The sequence below is a fragment of the Agromyces cerinus genome, assembly GCF_016907835.1.
In the GTDB taxonomy this organism is placed as follows: Bacteria; Actinomycetota; Actinomycetes; order Actinomycetales; family Microbacteriaceae; genus Agromyces; species Agromyces nitratus.
Window position 1 is genome coordinate 2,814,137 of sequence record NZ_JAFBCT010000001.1, and the last position, 16,327, is coordinate 2,830,463.

18 protein-coding genes and 1 tRNA gene are annotated in these 16,327 nt (G+C 70.1%); 9 read left to right on the forward strand and 10 right to left on the reverse strand.

All coding sequences use genetic code 11. The features are described from left to right. The first annotated feature begins 77 nt into the window (after positions 1-77). Both JOE59_RS13110 and JOE59_RS13115 read left to right on the forward strand, forming a co-directional pair. Positions 78-437, forward strand: a complete 360-nt coding sequence (locus JOE59_RS13110) for an SPW repeat domain-containing protein (RefSeq protein WP_204461084.1) — start codon at positions 78-80, stop codon at positions 435-437. Between the two features lie 60 nt (positions 438-497). Next, the gene (locus JOE59_RS13115) at positions 498-1,073 is read left to right on the forward strand and encodes a TetR/AcrR family transcriptional regulator (protein WP_204461086.1); all 576 of its coding nucleotides are present in this window, start codon (positions 498-500) and stop codon (positions 1,071-1,073) included. On the opposite strand, the gene JOE59_RS13120 is transcribed toward JOE59_RS13115, so the two are convergent. After that, positions 993-1,355, reverse strand: coding sequence for a PQ-loop domain-containing transporter (locus JOE59_RS13120; protein WP_204461089.1), 363 nt, complete (start codon positions 1,353-1,355; stop codon positions 993-995). The two genes, JOE59_RS13115 and JOE59_RS13120, sit on opposite strands and share 81 nt — an antisense overlap. Positions 1,356-1,491: 136 nt before the next feature. Here JOE59_RS13120 and JOE59_RS13125 point away from each other — a divergent pair, with 136 nt between their 5' ends. After that, positions 1,492-1,767: an acylphosphatase gene (locus JOE59_RS13125; protein ID WP_204461092.1), complete on the forward strand. Its 276-nt coding sequence runs from the start codon at positions 1,492-1,494 to the stop codon at positions 1,765-1,767. A gap of 14 nt (positions 1,768-1,781) precedes the next feature. Here JOE59_RS13125 and JOE59_RS13130 read toward each other — a convergent pair whose 3' ends face one another. The 7 genes from JOE59_RS13130 to JOE59_RS13160 form a co-directional block, all read right to left on the reverse strand. Further along, on the reverse strand, positions 1,782-3,404 hold the full coding sequence (locus JOE59_RS13130; protein ID WP_204461094.1) for a helix-turn-helix transcriptional regulator: 1,623 nt from the start codon (positions 3,402-3,404) through the stop codon (positions 1,782-1,784). A gap of 102 nt (positions 3,405-3,506) precedes the next feature. Continuing rightward, positions 3,507-3,734: a hypothetical protein gene (locus JOE59_RS13135; protein ID WP_204461096.1), complete on the reverse strand. Its 228-nt coding sequence runs from the start codon at positions 3,732-3,734 to the stop codon at positions 3,507-3,509. A gap of 91 nt (positions 3,735-3,825) precedes the next feature. Further along, the gene (rplA, locus tag JOE59_RS13140) at positions 3,826-4,515 is read right to left on the reverse strand and encodes a 50S ribosomal protein L1 (RefSeq protein ID WP_179552057.1); all 690 of its coding nucleotides are present in this window, start codon (positions 4,513-4,515) and stop codon (positions 3,826-3,828) included. 147 nt (positions 4,516-4,662) lie between these two features. Then, positions 4,663-5,091 (reverse strand): 50S ribosomal protein L11, encoded by a 429-nt coding sequence (gene rplK / locus JOE59_RS13145; protein ID WP_022891467.1) that lies wholly within the window; start codon positions 5,089-5,091, stop codon positions 4,663-4,665. Positions 5,092-5,235: 144 nt separating this feature from the next. Then, positions 5,236-6,162, reverse strand: a complete 927-nt coding sequence (gene nusG / locus JOE59_RS13150) for a transcription termination/antitermination protein NusG (protein WP_204461099.1) — start codon at positions 6,160-6,162, stop codon at positions 5,236-5,238. Positions 6,163-6,226: 64 nt separating this feature from the next. Beyond that, positions 6,227-6,502 (reverse strand): preprotein translocase subunit SecE, encoded by a 276-nt coding sequence (gene secE, locus JOE59_RS13155; protein ID WP_204461101.1) that lies wholly within the window; start codon positions 6,500-6,502, stop codon positions 6,227-6,229. 40 nt (positions 6,503-6,542) lie between these two features. Then, positions 6,543-6,615 (reverse strand) — tRNA-Trp (locus JOE59_RS13160). Positions 6,616-6,889: 274 nt separating this feature from the next. Between JOE59_RS13160 and JOE59_RS13165 the strand changes: the two genes are divergently transcribed. Continuing rightward, the gene (locus JOE59_RS13165) at positions 6,890-8,407 is read left to right on the forward strand and encodes a deoxyguanosinetriphosphate triphosphohydrolase family protein (RefSeq protein WP_204461106.1); all 1,518 of its coding nucleotides are present in this window, start codon (positions 6,890-6,892) and stop codon (positions 8,405-8,407) included. On the opposite strand, the gene JOE59_RS13170 is transcribed toward JOE59_RS13165, so the two are convergent. Next, the gene (locus JOE59_RS13170) at positions 8,335-11,385 is read right to left on the reverse strand and encodes a hypothetical protein (protein WP_239561057.1); all 3,051 of its coding nucleotides are present in this window, start codon (positions 11,383-11,385) and stop codon (positions 8,335-8,337) included. The two genes, JOE59_RS13165 and JOE59_RS13170, sit on opposite strands and share 73 nt — an antisense overlap. A gap of 182 nt (positions 11,386-11,567) precedes the next feature. Here JOE59_RS13170 and JOE59_RS13175 point away from each other — a divergent pair, with 182 nt between their 5' ends. The 3 genes from JOE59_RS13175 (at position 11,568) to JOE59_RS13185 (ending at position 13,639) form a co-directional block, all read left to right on the forward strand. After that, the gene (locus JOE59_RS13175; protein WP_204461108.1) at positions 11,568-11,972 is read left to right on the forward strand and encodes a DUF7144 family membrane protein; all 405 of its coding nucleotides are present in this window, start codon (positions 11,568-11,570) and stop codon (positions 11,970-11,972) included. Positions 11,973-12,058: 86 nt separating this feature from the next. Continuing rightward, on the forward strand, positions 12,059-13,276 hold the full coding sequence (locus tag JOE59_RS13180; RefSeq protein WP_204461110.1) for a pyridoxal phosphate-dependent aminotransferase: 1,218 nt from the start codon (positions 12,059-12,061) through the stop codon (positions 13,274-13,276). A 147-nt stretch (positions 13,277-13,423) separates the two neighbouring features. Continuing rightward, entirely contained in the window at positions 13,424-13,639 is a 216-nt protein-coding gene (locus JOE59_RS13185) for a dodecin (protein ID WP_179552052.1), read from the forward strand. Positions 13,640-13,648: 9 nt separating this feature from the next. Here JOE59_RS13185 and JOE59_RS13190 read toward each other — a convergent pair whose 3' ends face one another. Next, positions 13,649-14,554, reverse strand: a complete 906-nt coding sequence (locus JOE59_RS13190; protein WP_204461112.1) for a LysR family transcriptional regulator ArgP — start codon at positions 14,552-14,554, stop codon at positions 13,649-13,651. A gap of 71 nt (positions 14,555-14,625) precedes the next feature. On the opposite strand from JOE59_RS13190, the gene JOE59_RS13195 reads away from it, so the two are divergent. Both JOE59_RS13195 and JOE59_RS19130 read left to right on the forward strand, forming a co-directional pair. Then, a complete protein-coding gene (locus JOE59_RS13195; protein WP_204461113.1) occupies positions 14,626-15,354 on the forward strand; it encodes a LysE/ArgO family amino acid transporter in 729 nt (242 codons plus the stop codon). Positions 15,355-15,456: 102 nt separating this feature from the next. Next, on the forward strand, positions 15,457-16,326 hold the full coding sequence (locus JOE59_RS19130; RefSeq protein WP_307837071.1) for a YciI family protein: 870 nt from the start codon (positions 15,457-15,459) through the stop codon (positions 16,324-16,326). Position 16,327: the final 1 nt, after the last annotated feature.

A 16,327-nucleotide genomic window follows, 5' to 3' on the forward strand; every position in this document is an offset into this window, starting at 1 on the left:
TGACCGCCCGGTCAAAGCGATCTACCGTGGAAGTGACCCCCGGATGGGAGCCACCGACCTTGAGGAGGCTGGTTTCTATGAAGAAGTGGACGCGATGGGAAGACTGGGTGGCCGTCGCCGCCGGTCTCGCCGTGGCACTCTCGACGATGTTCCTCGCTCCGATGGGCTCGTCCGTCGCGATCATGGTCGTGCTCGGTATCGCACTCGCGGTCGCAGGGCTCGTCAACCTGGCATGGCCCGGCATGGTCGCGATGGAGTACGTGCAGGGCGCCATCGGCCTCCTGCTGATCGTCTCGCCGTGGTTCGGCGGATACGTGGACACCATGACCTTCGGTGCCGCGTGGATGTCGTGGATCTGCGGCGCGGTCGCGGTGGTCGTCGCCGCGCTGGCGATCCGGCCGAGCATGCGCGCACATCACGACGCCGTCACTCACTGATCCGCTGACCGAGGACGGCAGTTCCCCGCTGCCGTCCTCCCGACCCCGTGGAGGCTGCTGGTGCCGGAGCATCGGAGCGCTCGTGAACGCATTCTCGATGCCGCCGAACGGCTCTTCGCCGACCGGGGCTTCGACGCGACGCCGACCTCGACCGTCGCCGCGCTCGCCGACGTGCCCAAGGGGCTGCTCTTCTACTACTTCCCGGCGAAGGCCGACCTGCTTCGCGCGCTCGTCACCGAGCGCCTCGATCTCGGACCGATCGACCCGAACGCCCTCGTCGCGCCCGGCGACCCCGTGAGCGCCCTGCTGAACCTGGCCGGACGGCTCTCGGAGCTGCAGGCCGATTCCGAGGTGCTGCGGGTGATCATCTGGCGAGAGCAGCGCACGCATCCCGAGGTGCGTGCACGGCTGCGCGAGCACCGCCTGCACGTGCAGGCGATCGTCGAGCGCGTGCTGCGCGGCAGCGTCCTGCGCCCGATCGCATCGCGCGCACTCCATACCGCCGCCGCCGCATGGGTGGCGATCCTGTCGATCAAGCCGCACGCCGAACACGAATCAGGCGACGACGCCGGGTTCGATCTGAGGGCGCTCGCCGAGCTGATCTGCGCCGGGCTCGACGCGTCGGAGCCGGCGTGACCGGCCCGTACGCTGTGCGGCGGCAGAGCGCCGTGCGCGCAGGCACAGCACGAGCATGATGCCGCACGAGACGAGATAGAACGTGTGCAGGCCCCAGATCGGGCCGAACGGCAGGGTGAACACGTAGAGCGAGTACAGCACGTTCGCCGCGTTGATCATGATCATGCTCGGGAGGCTGTACGACGAGACATCCCGCGTGCGCAGGGCCTTGCGCAGCATCGGCAGATTGCTGACCGCGAAGACCACGGTCGAGATCGTGCCGGCGAGGAGCGGGATGTCCATGCCTGAACGGTAGGCGCGGCATCCCCACGCCCGCGTCGACCGAACCGCGCATCTTCGTTCGCAGACCGCATGGTCAGAACTATGCAGATCGGTGCCGCCGCTCGCGCACGAACCCGTGCGGGAATATCGTTGCCGCATGGACGCGATTCGCCGGCACGTCGTGGTGCATGGCCAGGTGCAGGGCATCGGGTTCCGGTTCAGCGCCCGCGTCGAGGCGCAACGGCTCGGCGTGTCGGGCTGGGTGCGCAACCGCTCCGACGGCGCGGTCGAGGCCGAGATCGAAGGCGAGCCGCCGGCGATCGACGCCATGCTCGGCTGGTTCGACGAGGGACCGCCCGGGGCGAGCGTCACCACGATGATCACGAGCGACCTCGAGCCGACCGGAGAGCACGGCTTCACCGTCACGGTCTGAGCGCGGCGACCCCGTCAGGCGAGGCCCTTCTCGTAGGCGTACGCGGTCGCCGCAGCACGCGACGAGAGCTCGAGCTTGGCGAAGATGTTGGCGATGTGGCGCGCCACCGTCTTCTCGCTGAGCGAGAGCTGCGCACCGATGGCGCGATTGGTGAGCCCCCTCGACACCAAGCGGATCACCTCGAGCTCACGTGGCGTGAGCGCCCCGCCGCGCCGTTCTCCGACCAGTTGCTCGAGCACGACGAGATCAGGATCGGCGCCGAGGGCGAGGAACGTCTCGCGTGCGCTCCGGAACTCCGCGAGCCCGGCATCGCGGTCGCCGAGGGCCAGCAGGGCGCGCCCGGCCGACACCATGCTGCGCGCACGTTCAAACGGGGCACCGAGCACCAGCCACGCCTCGGCCGCGGCGCGAGCGGCGTCGAGCGCCGCTGCGGGCGCCGCCTCGGCGAGCAGCACGCGCGCCTCGGAATCCGCGACGGTCGCGACGAGCATCGGGGGCGGTGATTGCCCGCTCGCCTCACCGAGCTCGCCGACGGCCCGGCGAGCCGCCTCGAGATCGCCCGCGGCGATCTCGATCTCGACCAACGCCGGGAGCAGGAACCGGCGCGTGAACGGGTCGGAGCCCGCGACGGTACGCCGGATCTCGTCCTGGGCGAGCCGAGTCCTCCCGACGGCGAGATGCAGCAGCGAGAGTCCCGGCTGCGGCTCCCACCCCGATTCGCCGGCACGGCGGTACAACGCCTCGGCGGAGTGGAAGGCGCCGCGCAGCCGCCCGAGCTCGGCGAGCTGGTACGGCGCACCGTAGACGGCGCGATAGTCACCAGCACGGAAGCGCGACAAGGCCAGTTCGGCGGCATTCGACGCCTCGGCCCACGCGCCGCGCAACAGCAGCAGTGCGGCCTCGAGCGCATGGCGCTGCCCGCTGAACGTGATCAACTCGGGCTGGCCCCGACACCAGCGATCGAGCACCCCGGTCCATGCCGTGGCACGGTCGAGGTCGAACGCCATCATCGCGTCCGAGATCAGGGCGCAGGCGATGACACCAGTCGGCACCGGCGCGACGTCACCGGCCTCGACCGCGGCCATGGCGCGGTCGAAGCACGCGAATCCCTCCTCGATGGCGCCGGTCTCGATCAGGGACTTGCCGAGGCCGAGCATCGTGAGCGCGACGAGTTCGCGGTCGTCATGACGCTCGGCGATCGCGAGTCCCTCCTCGAACCGATGCCTCGCCTCGAAGGGATCGCCGCTGCCGAGCTGCGCGACGGCCGGCGCCATTCTCACGAATCCGGCGAGCGCGCCCGGGTGCGGCATCGCGGCCGTGAGCCGCATCGCGCGGGCGGCCCAGAGCACGCTTCGCGTGAAGTCACCCAGTTCGATCAACTGCAGGGCCAGCCAGCTCGCCGAGCGAGCGGCCCCCGTCGGGTCGTCGGCGGCGAGGTGGGCCTCGTACGCCCTCGACCATGCTTCGCCCGAGGCCTGCGGCTCCCCTCGCAGCAGCGCGGCGGTCGCGAGCAGTTCGAGATCGGATGCCCCGAGCCCGTCAGTGGCGTCGACTCCGGCCAGTTGCTCGTACGCATCGGCCCAGCGCCGCTCGGTTGCGGCCGCGCGGCCCGCGTCGAGTGCGCTGGACGCGGTCATGTCACTCCCCCGCCGGCCGCGTCCCACTCGGGTCGGCGCCGGCGCCCGTCGGTCGTGCGGGAAAGGTACCGCCGAACCGATGGGCCCCGCAAGGGCCGGGGCTCACGGCGACCATTCGTAGCCGTGGTGCCGATCGCCGTCGTCCTCGTCGACAGGATCCGCCGGTCGGTGCCGTTCGTGGTGCACGAGCAACCCGACGACGCCGCCGGCCAGCACGACCGTGAAGGCGACGAGCCCCCATGCGCCGAGGCGCGCCAACCAGATGCCGCTGCCGATCGCGACGACGCTGACCCCGATGCCCGCGAGGATCGCCGTTGTACGCTCCCTCATGACTGGATGGTATCCACTCATCGATCCTCGGTGAACGACGAAGGGCCCGCCGGCGAACCGGCGAGCCCTTCGTGTGCAGTCTGCGGTGAGACTAGATGGCGTTGACGTCCAGCGGGATGCCGGGGCCGAACGTGGTCGACACGGCGCCCTTCTGGATGTAGCGGCCCTTCGAGCTCGACGGCTTCAGACGCAGAACCTCTTCGAGAGCCGCCTTGGCGTTCTCTTCGAGCTGCTCCTGCGAGAACGAGGCCTTGCCGACGACGAAGTGCACGTTGGCGTGCTTGTCGACGCGGAACTCGATCTTGCCGCCCTTGATGTCGGAGACGGCCTGGCCCACGTTCGGGGTCACGGTGCCGGTCTTCGGGTTGGGCATGAGGCCGCGCGGGCCGAGCACCTTGCCGAGACGGCCGACCTGGCCCATGAGCTCGGGGGTGGAGACCGCCGAGTCGAACGCGGTGTAGCCACCGGCGACCTTCTCGATGAGCTCGGCGCCGCCGACCTCGTCAGCGCCGGCCGCGATGGCAGCTTCGGCAGCGGGGCCGGTCGCGAACACGATGACGCGGGCGGTCTTGCCGGTGCCGTGCGGGAGGATGACGGTGCCGCGCACCATCTGGTCCGCCTTGCGGGGGTCGACGCCGAGCTTCAGCGCGACCTCGACGGTCGAGTCGAACTTCGCGGAGCCGGTCTCCTTCGCGAGGGCCACTGCCTCGGTCGGGGTGTAGAACTTGCCGTCTTCGATCTTGTCGGCCGCGGCGCGGTAGGCCTTGGACTTCTTTGCCATGTTGCTTCTCCTTGAGAGAGTGTGGTCATCTGCGCCTGGCGGGCGCTGCCACTGAATGCTGAGTTCTGGTGAACGGATGCCTCGTGGCACCCGTCGGTCTCGAGGTCTCGCTGCGCGATTAGCGCGACTCGACCGGCGAGACGGGGCCTATTCGACCGTGATGCCCATCGAGCGAGCGGTGCCCGCGATGATCTTCGACGCTGCGTCGAGGTCGTTGGCGTTGAGGTCGACCATCTTCGACTCGGCGATCTCGCGCACCTGTGCCTGGGTCAGCTTGCCGACCTTGGTGGTGTGGGGAACGCCGGAGCCCTTTGCGACGCCGGCAGCCTTCTTGATGAGCTCTGCGGCGGGCGGGGTCTTCAGGATGAAGGTGAACGAACGGTCTTCGTAGACCGTGATCTCAACGGGGATGACGTTGCCGCGCTGGGCTTCGGTCGCCGCGTTGTAGGCCTTGCAGAACTCCATGATGTTCACGCCGTGCTGACCCAGGGCCGGGCCGATGGGCGGGGCCGGGTTCGCGGCGCCGGCCTTGATCTGAAGCTTGATCAGACCGGTGACCTTCTTCTTCGGTGCCATGATTTCTCTCTTTCTGTTCGAACGCCCCGGTTGCCGGGGCACTCTCCCGCAACCCGGCCGTTCCGGGATGCGGTGATCTGTGTGCCAGACGCAGCACAACCCTCCGATTGTACCGGAGGGCCGCTGCGTGCTGTCTGGGAGGTGTTAGAGCTTGGTGACCTGGTCGAAGCTGAGCTCGACCGGGGTCTCGCGCTCGAAGAGCGAGACGAGCACGATGAGCTTGCCGCTCTCGGGCTTGATCTCGCTGATCGTGCCGGGCAGGCCCGCGAACGAGCCGTCCTTGATCGTGATGGTCTCGCCGACCTCGAAGTCGACCTCGGCGGGGATCGCACGGGCGGCACCGGTACCGGCGCCGGCCTTCGCACCCTTGACGGGGGCGACGTCCTTGATCTCGACGAGGCTCTTCAGCATGCCGAAGGCCTCCTCGAAGCGGAGGGGGGTCGGGTTGTGCGCGTTGCCGACGAAGCCGGTGACACCGGGCGTGTGGCGGATGACCGACCACGAGTCCTCGTTGAGGTCCATGCGCACGAGCACGTAGCCGGGGATGCGGACGCGCGTGACCATCTTGCGCTGGCCGTTCTTGATCTCGACGACGTCTTCCATCGGCACTTCGACCTGGTAGATGTAGTCGGCCATCGCCATGGATTCACGGCGCTGCTCGATGTTCGCCTTCACGCGGCGCTCGAAGCCCGCGTAGGAGTGGATGACGTACCACTTGCCGGGGAGGAAGCGGAGCTCGGCGCGGAACTCCGCGTACGGGTCGGCCTGCTCTTCGTCTTCCTCGATGACGGCTTCGACGGCGGCCTCGGCCTCTTCGACCGAGTCGATGTCGAGTGCGTCGTCGACCACGGCGTCAGCCTCGGGGTCGCTCGACTCGGCGATCGCGTCGAGAACGGCGTCGAGGTCGACCTCGTTGCCCTCGTCATCGACGACGTGCACGGCACGCTGCTCGGCCGGCTCGACCGACTCCTCTTCGTGCTCGAGGGTGTTGCCCGTCTGCGCCTCGTCGTCTTCGGCCGACTGCTCAGCAGCCGTGGCCCAGTCGACGTCGTCGCGCTCAGTCCTTGACACTTCTCTCAATCCTTTTCTCCGGTGCGCCAGCGGCGAACCGGATCCGTCGAACCCGAAGGTCCGATCAGACCCCCGGTGTTCCGAAGACGTACAGCACCAGCCAGCCGAACACCTGATCGAACGCCCACACGATCGCCATCATGATGATGACGAACACGAGCACCACAGCCGTGAAGCTGACGAGCTCCCTGCGGGTCGGCGTGACGACCTTCTTCAGCTCGGCGATGACCTGCCGGATGAACAGGGCGACGCGCGAAAAGGGGTTCCGACGCGCGGCGCGATCGCGCTTCGCGTTGGCGACGACGTCTTCACTCGGTTCGTCGATTACTTTTCGTGCCACCTCGTACACCTTTCGTGGGCCGGCAATCACTGCCGGCTCGCAGGGCGGACAGGACTCGAACCTGCAACCTGCGGTTTTGGAGACCGCTGCTCTACCAATTGAGCCACCGCCCTATGGAACGACCGGGTGACCGGGGCTGTTCCACTTGGTTGCCGAGCGCCACGATTCACTGCGTTTCTCACCAGGTGAATGCCCGAAAATAGGCGCAATGAATCTTGGCTGACTTCAACAACCTCACCAAGTGTATGCGACGCCGCAGGCAGAGTAAAGCCGAGCGGATGCCCCGCCCTCGGCGACCGCTCCGAGGCATCCGAGTCGGGCGCCTCGACGAGGGGGTCGGCGTGCTGGTTCCGCGCATCGACGGGGCGCTCGGCCTAGATTGGGCGCATGACGATCGACCGCGCATCGCGCCTCGTACCGGAGCCGCGCAGCAGCGCCGAGGTCACCGGCGAGCACTCGCAGTTCCGGCTCGACCTCGAGCGCATCCGGTTCTCGCCGTACTTCTCGCGGCTCTCCGCCGTCACGCAGGTCATCGCGCAGCCGGGCGCCGGACCCCTCATCCACAACCGGCTCACGCACTCCATCAAGGTCACCGCGGTCGCCAGGGCGATCGCGGTCAAGCTGACGGATGCCGCGTCGCCGGCCCGCGACTTCGCACTCGAGCACGGCTGCGACGCCGTCGTCGTGCAGGCCGCGGCGAGCGCCCACGACCTCGGGCACCCGCCGTTCGGCCACCTCGGCGAACGCGTGCTCGACCGGCTCGCGCGCGAGACGCTCGGACTCGTCGACGGCTTCGAGGGCAACGCGCAGAGCTACCGCATCCTCACCGCGCTCGACGTCAGCGAGGCCGCCCCGCGCGGGCTGAACCTCACCGCGGCGGTGCGCACGGCCGTCGCGAAGTACCCGTGGACGCGGTACATCGATGCGACGTCGTTCGGCGACGGGCCGCTGCCACGCGGTCTTCGCCGCACCGCACAGGGCGTGGACGTGCCCAAGTACTCGGCGTACGGCATCGACGCCCTCGACCTCGAGCAGGCCCGGGCCGGGCTGCCCCCGATGCAGCAGTCGCTCGAGTGCTCGATCATGGACATCGCCGACGACGTCGCCTACTCGATCCACGACGTCGACGACTTCTATCGGGCGGGCGTGCTCAGCCAGGGCGCCGTCGCGCGGGAGTTCCGCGGCTGGATCGAGGGCGGGTCGCAGCTGCGGCAGCTCGATGAGGCGGCGCTCGGAGCCCGCACCGCCCCTGCAGGCAGCGCCCTCGAGGCGCTTCGCCGCAAGTTCGCACGCGACGACCCGTGGGTGGCCGACGACGACGCGTTCGCCGATGCGGTCGACGTCGTCGCCGACGATCTCGTCGACGGCCTGCTGGCGACGCCGTTCGACGGGTCGATCGCCTCGGAGCGCGCGCTGTCGTCGTTCACGAACCGCTGGATCAGCCACCTGCAGTCATCGGTGGTGCCCGCGCCGCGCGACGTCGTGCGATCGGGCCTCGTGACCCTCGATCGACAGGCCTGGCACGAGGTCGAGATCCTGAAGTTCGTGCACCGCCACTTCATCCTCGACCGCGCCGACATCGTGATGTACCAGCGCGGACTCAGCCGGGTGCTCGCCCGCGCCGTCAAGGGGCTCACGGCCTGGGCGACCGACGAGCACGACCGCGACCGGGTGCCGCAGCGGCTGAAGGAGCTCGTGGAGATCGCGACCGACGGCTACGCGGCCGTCCGCCATGAACGCCCTGCCGACGTCCCGATCCCCGCAGCGGGCGATGTGCGCCGCCTCGGGGTCGGTCGCGGCGTGATCGACTACGTCGCCTCGCTCTCCGACGATCAGGCGCTCGCGGTGTCGGAGGCGCTCGACGGCCGCCCCGACAAGCTGTGGGACATCGGCCAGAACCTCTGAGCCAGCGCGATGCAGATCGCGCCCACCACGACGAGCACGCCACCCGCGATCGCGACCCACCATGCCGTGTCGGCCGGGATGTCGAGGTAGACGCTGATGCCGAGGATGCGCGAGAGGCCCCAGGGCAACAGGGCCATCTCGTCGTTCCACCTGGTGAGCGCCGCCTCGAGGCCGATCAGGCCGATCAGCGAGCCGAACACCGCGAGCACGACGCCGACGCCCGCGCCGACCGCGCCGGTCGCCCAGAGCGTTCCTCGCTCGACGGCGATCGCCCACGCGGCGGCGACCACGACCCATCCGAATGCGGCGAACGCCAAGGCGATGTACACCGAGCGTCCGACGGGATTGGTCCAGAACTCGAACCAGTACCCGCCCGGCCCGGTCGGAGCGAGCACGGCCAGGAGCAGCGCCACGCGGAGCAGCGCGGCCCCTCCGACGGCGGCGACGACCGGCCACGCGGAGCGGCGAGCGAGCGCGAGCCACAGCACGCCGACGAACACCGCCCAGCCGCCGAGGGTCACGAGCAGGTGCGACGGTGCCAGGAACCAGGTCTGGATGCCGCGGCTCGCCACGAGGAAGGCGGCGGGCACGGCGGCGAGCAGCACCCGGTCGAGCCGGCCGAGCCCGTCGACGACCTCCCGGGCGCGCCACGGCCGGGTGCCGGCGATCCACAGCGCGCGCGCGGCCCGAGCCCCGGGCCACCCGCCGCTCCTCCGGCCGCCGACGATGCCGTAGGCCAGCCAGACGGCGAGCAGCACGAGGGCGATCCTGGCCGCCCACGCCATGGGCAGGTCGCGCACCGCGCGCTCGACGCCGAGCTCGGCCGCCGTGAGGTTGTACGCGGGCAGGTACGGGTCGCCGGCGTAGGCGGCCTCGTGAGCGGCGGCGGATGCCTCGAACGCCCGCCGCGCGGCATCCCACCGATCGAATGCGACCGGGTCGCCGGTGTCGTGCCACTCGGCCTGCCGGAGGAACATCTCGCGGTAGTCGCCGAGCATGGCGTAGGTGTTGGCCTGATAGTCGAGGGTGTCGAGGAACGCCGTACGCAGTGCGGGGTCGCGCCAGCTCGCGGCATCCGTCGCCTCGATCGCCGACTGCATGCGCTCGACCGCGGCGATCGCGCGGTCGCCGCCCGCGATCGCCTCATCGAGCTCGTCGCGGCTGATCTCGTAGATCACGTCGAGCACGGCGCTGTCGCCGGTGAGGATGTCCCACTCGAAGATCCACATCATGGGCGGCGGCTCGAGGCCGATCGCGAAGACCCTGCGGTCGGCGAACGGGCCGATGTAGAGCCCGTCGGTGATGGCCTCGCGCGACTGGGACATCGCCTCGCCGATCGCCGCGACGGTCGCCGGGTCGCCCGAGAACCAGCGCCGTGCCCAGTCGGCGGTGATCGCGGCGGGGTCGGCATCGGGGTCGCGCGCGAGACGGACCGTGAGCTCGGTGTTCAGCTCGTAGAGCTGCCAGAACCCGGCCTTCAGCTCGAGCGAGAGCGGGCCGGCGCGCCAGGGTCCGCCGTCCTGCGTCCACGTCCAGATTCCCTCGACGTGCGGGTTCGCGGCGATGAACCGTTGCAGCGCCTCCTGGGAGAGCACCCCGAGGTCGTTCGGGAACGCGCCGAAGTTCTCGAACTCGCGCCGGCTCTGGAACTCGACGATGCGGCGCTGCTCGCCGATCTCGAGGGTGTGGTTCAGCGGCAGGTGGCTGTAGAAGTCGCCGAGCGTGTACTTCGTCGAGACGATGAGCGCATCGGAGTCGATGCCGCCGAGCACCGCCTCGTAGGAGGCGTCGTTCGTGTGCATGTCGCCGACGGCGCCGACGCCGACGCTCCACGAACGGAAGATCACCTCGCGGTCGACGCGCTCGGCCTGTTCGGTGAAGGCCGTGAGCATGGCGCGCACCGAGTCGACCGTCGTGACCGCGAGCTTCGAGTAGTAGTCCCAACCCGGCAGGTCGTAGACCCGGCCCGCCTCGCCGATGCGGATGAGCACGCCGTCGAGGTAGGGCATCTCGGCGTAGAGCTCGTCGAGGCCCGCCGAGTAGACGTCCCAGAACTCGGGGTCCTCGGTCGCGAGGCTGCCGAAGCGGTCGACGAGGTACTCCTCGAGCGGCGTCGTGAGGGTGAGCATGTCGGTGCGGAAGTACACGTCGAGCCCGGCGTCGTGGGCGTACTCCCACATCGGTCCGAACGCCTCGCGCATGGCGTGCGCGCGGGCGACGTGCGTGTCGTCGGCGTCGTAGACCTCGGTGCCGTCGCCGACGCCCGAGAAGGTGAGGTACTCGACGAACCCGGGGATCGCGATCGCGTTGTACCCCTCGGCGAGCGCGTGCCGCACGTACGCCTCGAAGTCCGCCCGGGCGACCTCGAGCGCGGTCTCGTCGATGTAGGGCGCCTCGGCGAGGATGACGTCGGCGAAGGCCTTCGAGTTGTGCGAGTAGTCGTCGCCGGCCACCCACTCCGACTCGTCGACGGTCACGCCGACGGCACCGAGGTCGACCATGCGGAACCCGAGTCGCGACTCGACCGTCTCGCCGAGGCGTTCGGCCACGCTCCGGCGGTCGCGCACCGCGGCGGCGAGGTCGTAGACGCCGAGCACGGCGCCGGCCTCGGATGCCGCGACCACGCGCAGCGCGTCGGGAGTGCCCTCGAGGCGGTAGGACTCGTCGTCGTCGCTGCCCTCGCCGACGACGACCTCGAGGGCGGCGGAACCGTCGGTGGTCTCCGCCTCGGCGACCGCGGCGCGCAGCTCGTCGACCGCGAGATCCATGCGGAGCGAGGGCGGCGCGGTGATCGCCGTGAACTCAGGCGGAGCGATCGACGGGATCTCGGGCGCGGCCGCCAGCACCTCGGCAGGGATGTCGGACGGTTCGCTGCGGATGCCGAGCTCGTCGGCGAGCACGACGGCGATGCCGGCGCCGAGCGCCACGAGCACCGTGAGCGCGACTCCGGCGAGGAGACCCCGTCGGGTTCGCGCCATCACGTGGGCAGCGTAGCAAGAGTGGGACGCACGTCCCAGAGAAATCTTCACCTCGATGCGTCACGGCGCCGCGCCCGCCATTCGTTGCCCTGCTCTGTCGTCACGCGCTAACGTGACGCCAGCACCATCTGCGCCGTCGCAGATCGCGTCGACGCCGCTTCGATGCGCAAGGGAGAAGCACCATGAGTGAGACGCAAGTCACCGGCTGGGTCGGCTGGGGAGCCTTCGCAGCGATCATGCTCATCATCGCCGGCGGTTTCGACGTGCTGTACGGGTTCATCGCGCTCGCCATGCCGGACAGCGCGTACCTCACGACCGGCGGAGGCGCACTGTTCCTCTTCGACGTGCAGGGCTGGGGCTGGTGGCACGTGATCAGCGGCGCATTGCTCGTACTGATCGGCGCTGCCCTCTTCTCGGGCGCGACGTGGGCTCGCGTGGTGGCCGTGATCCTCGTGATCCTCAACGCCGTCGGCCAGCTCTTCCTGCTGCCCGTGCAGCCCTGGTGGTCGCTCATCGTGCTCACGCTCGACATCCTCGTGATCTACGCACTCACCGTGCACGGCCGGGAGCTCCAGGCCCGCCGCTGACACGAACGGGGCGACGGAGACCGCGACTTCGGTTCGTGGCATCCGTCGCCCTGTCATGCGCGGCCCGCGCGCCGTAGGCTTGTCCCGTGACCGAACACCCTCGCCTCTCCGCCCGCATCGCCGCCATCGCCGAGTCCGCGACCCTCAAGGTCGACGCGAAGGCGAAGGCCCTCCAGGCCGAGGGGCGCCCGGTCATCTCCTACGCAGCGGGTGAGCCCGACTTCGCGACACCGGAGTACATCGTCGAGGCGGCGCTCGCGGCGACGCACGACCCGAAGAACTACCGGTACACCCCGGCGGCGGGCCTTCCCGAGCTGCGCGAGGCCGTCGCGGCGAAGACACTGCGCGACTCGGGCCTCGAGGTCTCCCCCGGCCAGGTCGTCGTCACCAACGGCGGCAAGCAGGCCGTCTACCAGGCGTTCCAGACGCTGCTCGACCCGGGCGACGAGGTGCTCGTGCCGACGCCGTACTGGACCACGTACCCCGAGGCGATCAAGCTCGCCGGCGGCCGTCAGGTCGACGTCTTCGCGGGCTCCGACCAGGGCTACCTCGTGACGGTCGCCCAGCTCGAGGCCGCCCGCACCGACCGCACGAAGGTGCTGCTGTTCGTCTCGCCGTCGAACCCGACCGGCGCCGTCTACTCCCCCGAGCAGACCCGCGAGATCGGCGAGTGGGCGCTCGAGCACGGCATCTGGGTCGTCGCCGACGAGATCTACCAGAACCTCACCTACGCCGAGGAGCCCGACGGCGTGCCGCCGCGTGCCGTCTCGATCGTCGAGGCGGTGCCCGGGCTCGCGAACCAGGTGATCCTCGTCAACGGCGTCGCGAAGACCTACGCGATGACCGGCTGGCGCCTCGGCTGGATGGTCGGCCCTGCCGACGTCATCAAGGGCGCCGCGAACCTGCAGTCGCACCTCTCGTCGAACGTGTCGAACATCTCGCAGCGCGCTGCGATCGCCGCGCTCAACGGCCCGCAGGACGCGGTCGAGGAGATGCGGCGGGCCTTCGACCGCCGTCGCCGCACGATCGTCGCCGAGCTCTCGAAGATCGACGGCATGACCGTGCCGGTGCCGCAGGGCGCCTTCTACGTCTACCCCGACGTCACTGGCCTGCTCGGCCGCGAGTGGGGCGGCGTCACGCCGACGACCTCGCTCGAGCTCGCCGACCTGATCCTCGACCAGGCCGAGGTCGCCGCGGTCCCCGGCGAGGCCTTCGGCCCCTCGGGGTACCTGCGCCTCAGCTACGCACTCGGCGACGCCCCGTTGCTCGAGGGCGTGCAGCGCCTGCAGCGCCTCTTCGCCTGAGCGAGCCTCGGATGTGTGGCGGGCGACGATCTCGAGGCGGCGACGGCTGCCGGGTTCCACACGATCGACGAACTGCGGGTCTGGACTTCCGCGGAGTAACGTCGGCATCAGGGGGTACAACGGCGTCCCCCGCCAGAGGAGCGCACCATGACCAACCACACCTACCGCGTCACTGAGATCGTCGGCACGTCACCCGACGGCATCGACGCCGCGATCAAGAACGGCATCGCCCGCGCATCGGCGACGATACGCAACATGGACTGGTTCGAGGTGGTCTCGGTGCGCGGAGAGATCGAAGACGGCGCCGTCGCCCACTTCCAAGTCACGATCAAGGTCGGATTCAAGATCGAAGACCCCACATAGCACCGGCTCTCAGGTGCGCAGCTCGCGCCGCGCCTCGGCGATGACCGCCTCGGCGATCGCGTCGAGCAGCGGGGAGCGCAGGTTCCACTGCTGCCAGAAGAGCGGCACGTCGACGGGTGATCCACCGAGCCGCACGAGTCCACCGTGCTCGAGTTCGACCGACGACTGGAACGCGGGCAGCAGGCCCCAGCCGAGGCCGAGCTTGATCGCCGTCGCGAAGTCATTCGACGCCGGCACGTAGTGCCGCGGCGGGCGATGCGGGTCGACGCCGCGGCCGGTGAGGTACTCGCGCTGCAGGTCGTCGCGGCGATCGAAGTCGACGACGGGTGCGGCGGCGAGCGCGACGACGACGGAACCGTCGGATTCGCCCGGCCCGAGCGACCAGCGCTCGGCGAAGGCGGGCGTCGCCACCGCCTCGTAGCGCATGACGCCGAGGGGGCGCACGAGGCATCCGGCCACCGGCGCGGCCTGCGAGGTGACCGCACCCAGCACCGTGCCCGACTCGAGCAGCCCCGCGGTGAAGTCCTGGTCATCGCGGTGCAGGTCGAAGACGACCGGGTGGCGCTCCCCCACGCGGGCGAGCGCCGGCAGGAACCAGGTCGCGAGCGAGTCGGCATTGACGGCGAGGGCGAGCGAGATCGGCCGAGCGGATGCCTCGTCGAGCCCGAACTCCGCGAGGGCGTCGTGTTCGAGCAGCGCGACCTGGCGTGCGAGTCGCACGATCGGCGCCCCGGCCTCGGTGGCCCTGACCGGCTTCGAGCGCACGACGAGCACCCGCCCGAGCTGCTGCTCGAGCGCCTTCACGCGCTGGGAGACCGCCGAGGGCGTGATGCGCAGTCGCCTGGCCGCCGCGTCGAAGGTGCCCTCGTCGATGACGACGGCGAGCGTGCGAGCGAGGTCGAGCGGAATCTCCATCTGAAGTCATGCTAATGCCGATGAAGAATCTTGAGCTGGAGTAAAGCTCGTTCGCCGCCTACGGTCGTTCCGTGCCCCTCTCCTCCGTGCTCGCCGGCTTCGGCCTCGGCCTCTCGCTCATCGTCGCGATCGGCGCGCAGAACGTCTTCGTGCTTCGGCAGGGCATCCGGCGCGAGCACGTCTTCGCGGTGGCCGCGATCTGCGCGCTGAGCGATCTCGCGCTCATCATGGTCGGCGTCTCGGGCATCGGCGTCGTGCTCACTGCCGTGCCGTGGCTCGTCGACGTCATCCGCTGGGCGGGCGCGGCGTTCCTCGTCGCCTACGGGCTGCTCGCCGCGCGTCGCGCGATCCGGCCGAGCGGCGAGACGCTCGAGGCCGCGTCGGCCGAGCGCGAGGTCGAGTCGGCCGAGGCGGATGCCGCGGGGCTCGTGGACGCCGGGGCCGGGACACCCGCGGCACCCGCGGACCCCGCGGCATCCGGCACGACGACGACGCTCGCCCGACGGAGCACCGGCCTCGCCGCAGCCGTGCTGACCTGCCTCGCGCTCACCTGGCTGAACCCGCACGTGTACCTCGACACGGTGTTCCTGCTCGGCTCGGTCGCGAACACCCACGGCGACGGCCGCTGGGCGTTCGCGGCGGGTGCCGGCATCGCGAGCCTCGTCTGGTTCTTCGGCCTCGCCTACGGGGCTCGGCTCCTCGGCGGCGTGCTCTCGAGCCCCCGCGCATGGCGCGTGCTCGACGCCGTGATCGCCGTCGTGATGGTCGGGCTCGGCGTCATGCTCGTGCTGCCGCACTGAGCGGCTTCCGCACCGGATCCCTCCGATCACCGCTCGGGTGTCGAGAACGACTATCGCCGTTCGTCGTACTTGCGTAGCGTGACCGAGAGAGAGGATTCCACCATGGAATACGCACTGTTCTACGCCGAGGGCGACGACCCCGTCGCCTACGTTCCGGCTGCCGACGACATCGGCGACTGGGTCGACGACCTCGAGGCCAGGGGCGCGTCCGAGTACGGCGAGCGACTGCGGCCCGACCGGGATGCCACGACCGTGCGGGTCCGCGAGGGGCAGCTGCTCGTCACCGACGGCCCGTTCACCGAGTCGAAGGAATCGATCGGCGGCTTCGACATCATCGACGTCGCCGACCTCGACGAGGCGATCGAGATCGCGTCGCGGCATCCTGCCGCCGCCTTCGGGCGTGTCGAGGTGCGCCCGTTCATGCAGTGGCCGGGTGCCGACTCCGCGGCGCGCGTCGTTCCGGCCGGTTTCCGTGAGCGAGTGGCGAACGGCCGCCGGTACCTCATGCTCGTGGTCGCCGAGCAGCGGGCCGAGCGCGCGGTCATCGGCGACATCGGCGACGGCGAGGCGGCTCCGAGCGAAGACGGGGCGAACGACGATCCCGACGCCTGGGTCGACGAGATGGATGCCCGCGGAACCCGCCTCTTCGGCGAGGTGCTGCACGGTCCCGACGATGCGACGTTCGTGCGTCGCCGTGCCGGCGAGGTGCTCGTCAGCGACGGCCCGTTCTCCGAGTCGAAGGAGTGGGTCGCGGGCTTCGACGTGCTCGAGGTGCGCGACCTCTCCGAGGCGATCGAGGTGGCGTCGAAGCATCCGATGGCCAGGGGCGGCACGCTCGAGCTGCGCCCGCTCTGGCCGTTCGACGTGCACGACGACCACGTCGCCCGCCACGAACGGGAGGCTGCCGAGCACGGCATCCGGGTCGAACCGTCTGCCGCCGAAGCGCTCGACGCGGTGCGGGCGGGCCGCTGAG

Bases quoted from the DNA above. Each gene is read 5' to 3' on its own strand.
- JOE59_RS19130 (WP_307837071.1), top strand. From the start codon at position 15,457: ATGGAATACGCACTGTTCTACGCCGAGGGCGACGACCCCGTCGCCTAC.
- JOE59_RS13135 (WP_204461096.1), bottom strand. From the start codon at position 3,734: ATGAGGGAGCGTACAACGGCGATCCTCGCGGGCATCGGGGTCAGCGTC.
- rplK (WP_022891467.1), bottom strand. From the start codon at position 5,091: ATGGCACCGAAGAAGAAGGTCACCGGTCTGATCAAGCTTCAGATCAAG.
- JOE59_RS13165 (WP_204461106.1), top strand. From the start codon at position 6,890: ATGACGATCGACCGCGCATCGCGCCTCGTACCGGAGCCGCGCAGCAGC.
- JOE59_RS13120 (WP_204461089.1), bottom strand. From the start codon at position 1,355: ATGGACATCCCGCTCCTCGCCGGCACGATCTCGACCGTGGTCTTCGCG.
- rplA (WP_179552057.1), bottom strand. From the start codon at position 4,515: ATGGCAAAGAAGTCCAAGGCCTACCGCGCCGCGGCCGACAAGATCGAA.
- JOE59_RS13190 (WP_204461112.1), bottom strand. From the start codon at position 14,554: ATGGAGATTCCGCTCGACCTCGCTCGCACGCTCGCCGTCGTCATCGAC.
- JOE59_RS13170 (WP_239561057.1), bottom strand. From the start codon at position 11,385: ATGGCGCGAACCCGACGGGGTCTCCTCGCCGGAGTCGCGCTCACGGTG.
- JOE59_RS13110 (WP_204461084.1), top strand. From the start codon at position 78: ATGAAGAAGTGGACGCGATGGGAAGACTGGGTGGCCGTCGCCGCCGGT.
- JOE59_RS13185 (WP_179552052.1), top strand. From the start codon at position 13,424: ATGACCAACCACACCTACCGCGTCACTGAGATCGTCGGCACGTCACCC.
- JOE59_RS13175 (WP_204461108.1), top strand. From the start codon at position 11,568: ATGAGTGAGACGCAAGTCACCGGCTGGGTCGGCTGGGGAGCCTTCGCA.
- JOE59_RS13130 (WP_204461094.1), bottom strand. From the start codon at position 3,404: ATGACCGCGTCCAGCGCACTCGACGCGGGCCGCGCGGCCGCAACCGAG.
- JOE59_RS13125 (WP_204461092.1), top strand. From the start codon at position 1,492: ATGGACGCGATTCGCCGGCACGTCGTGGTGCATGGCCAGGTGCAGGGC.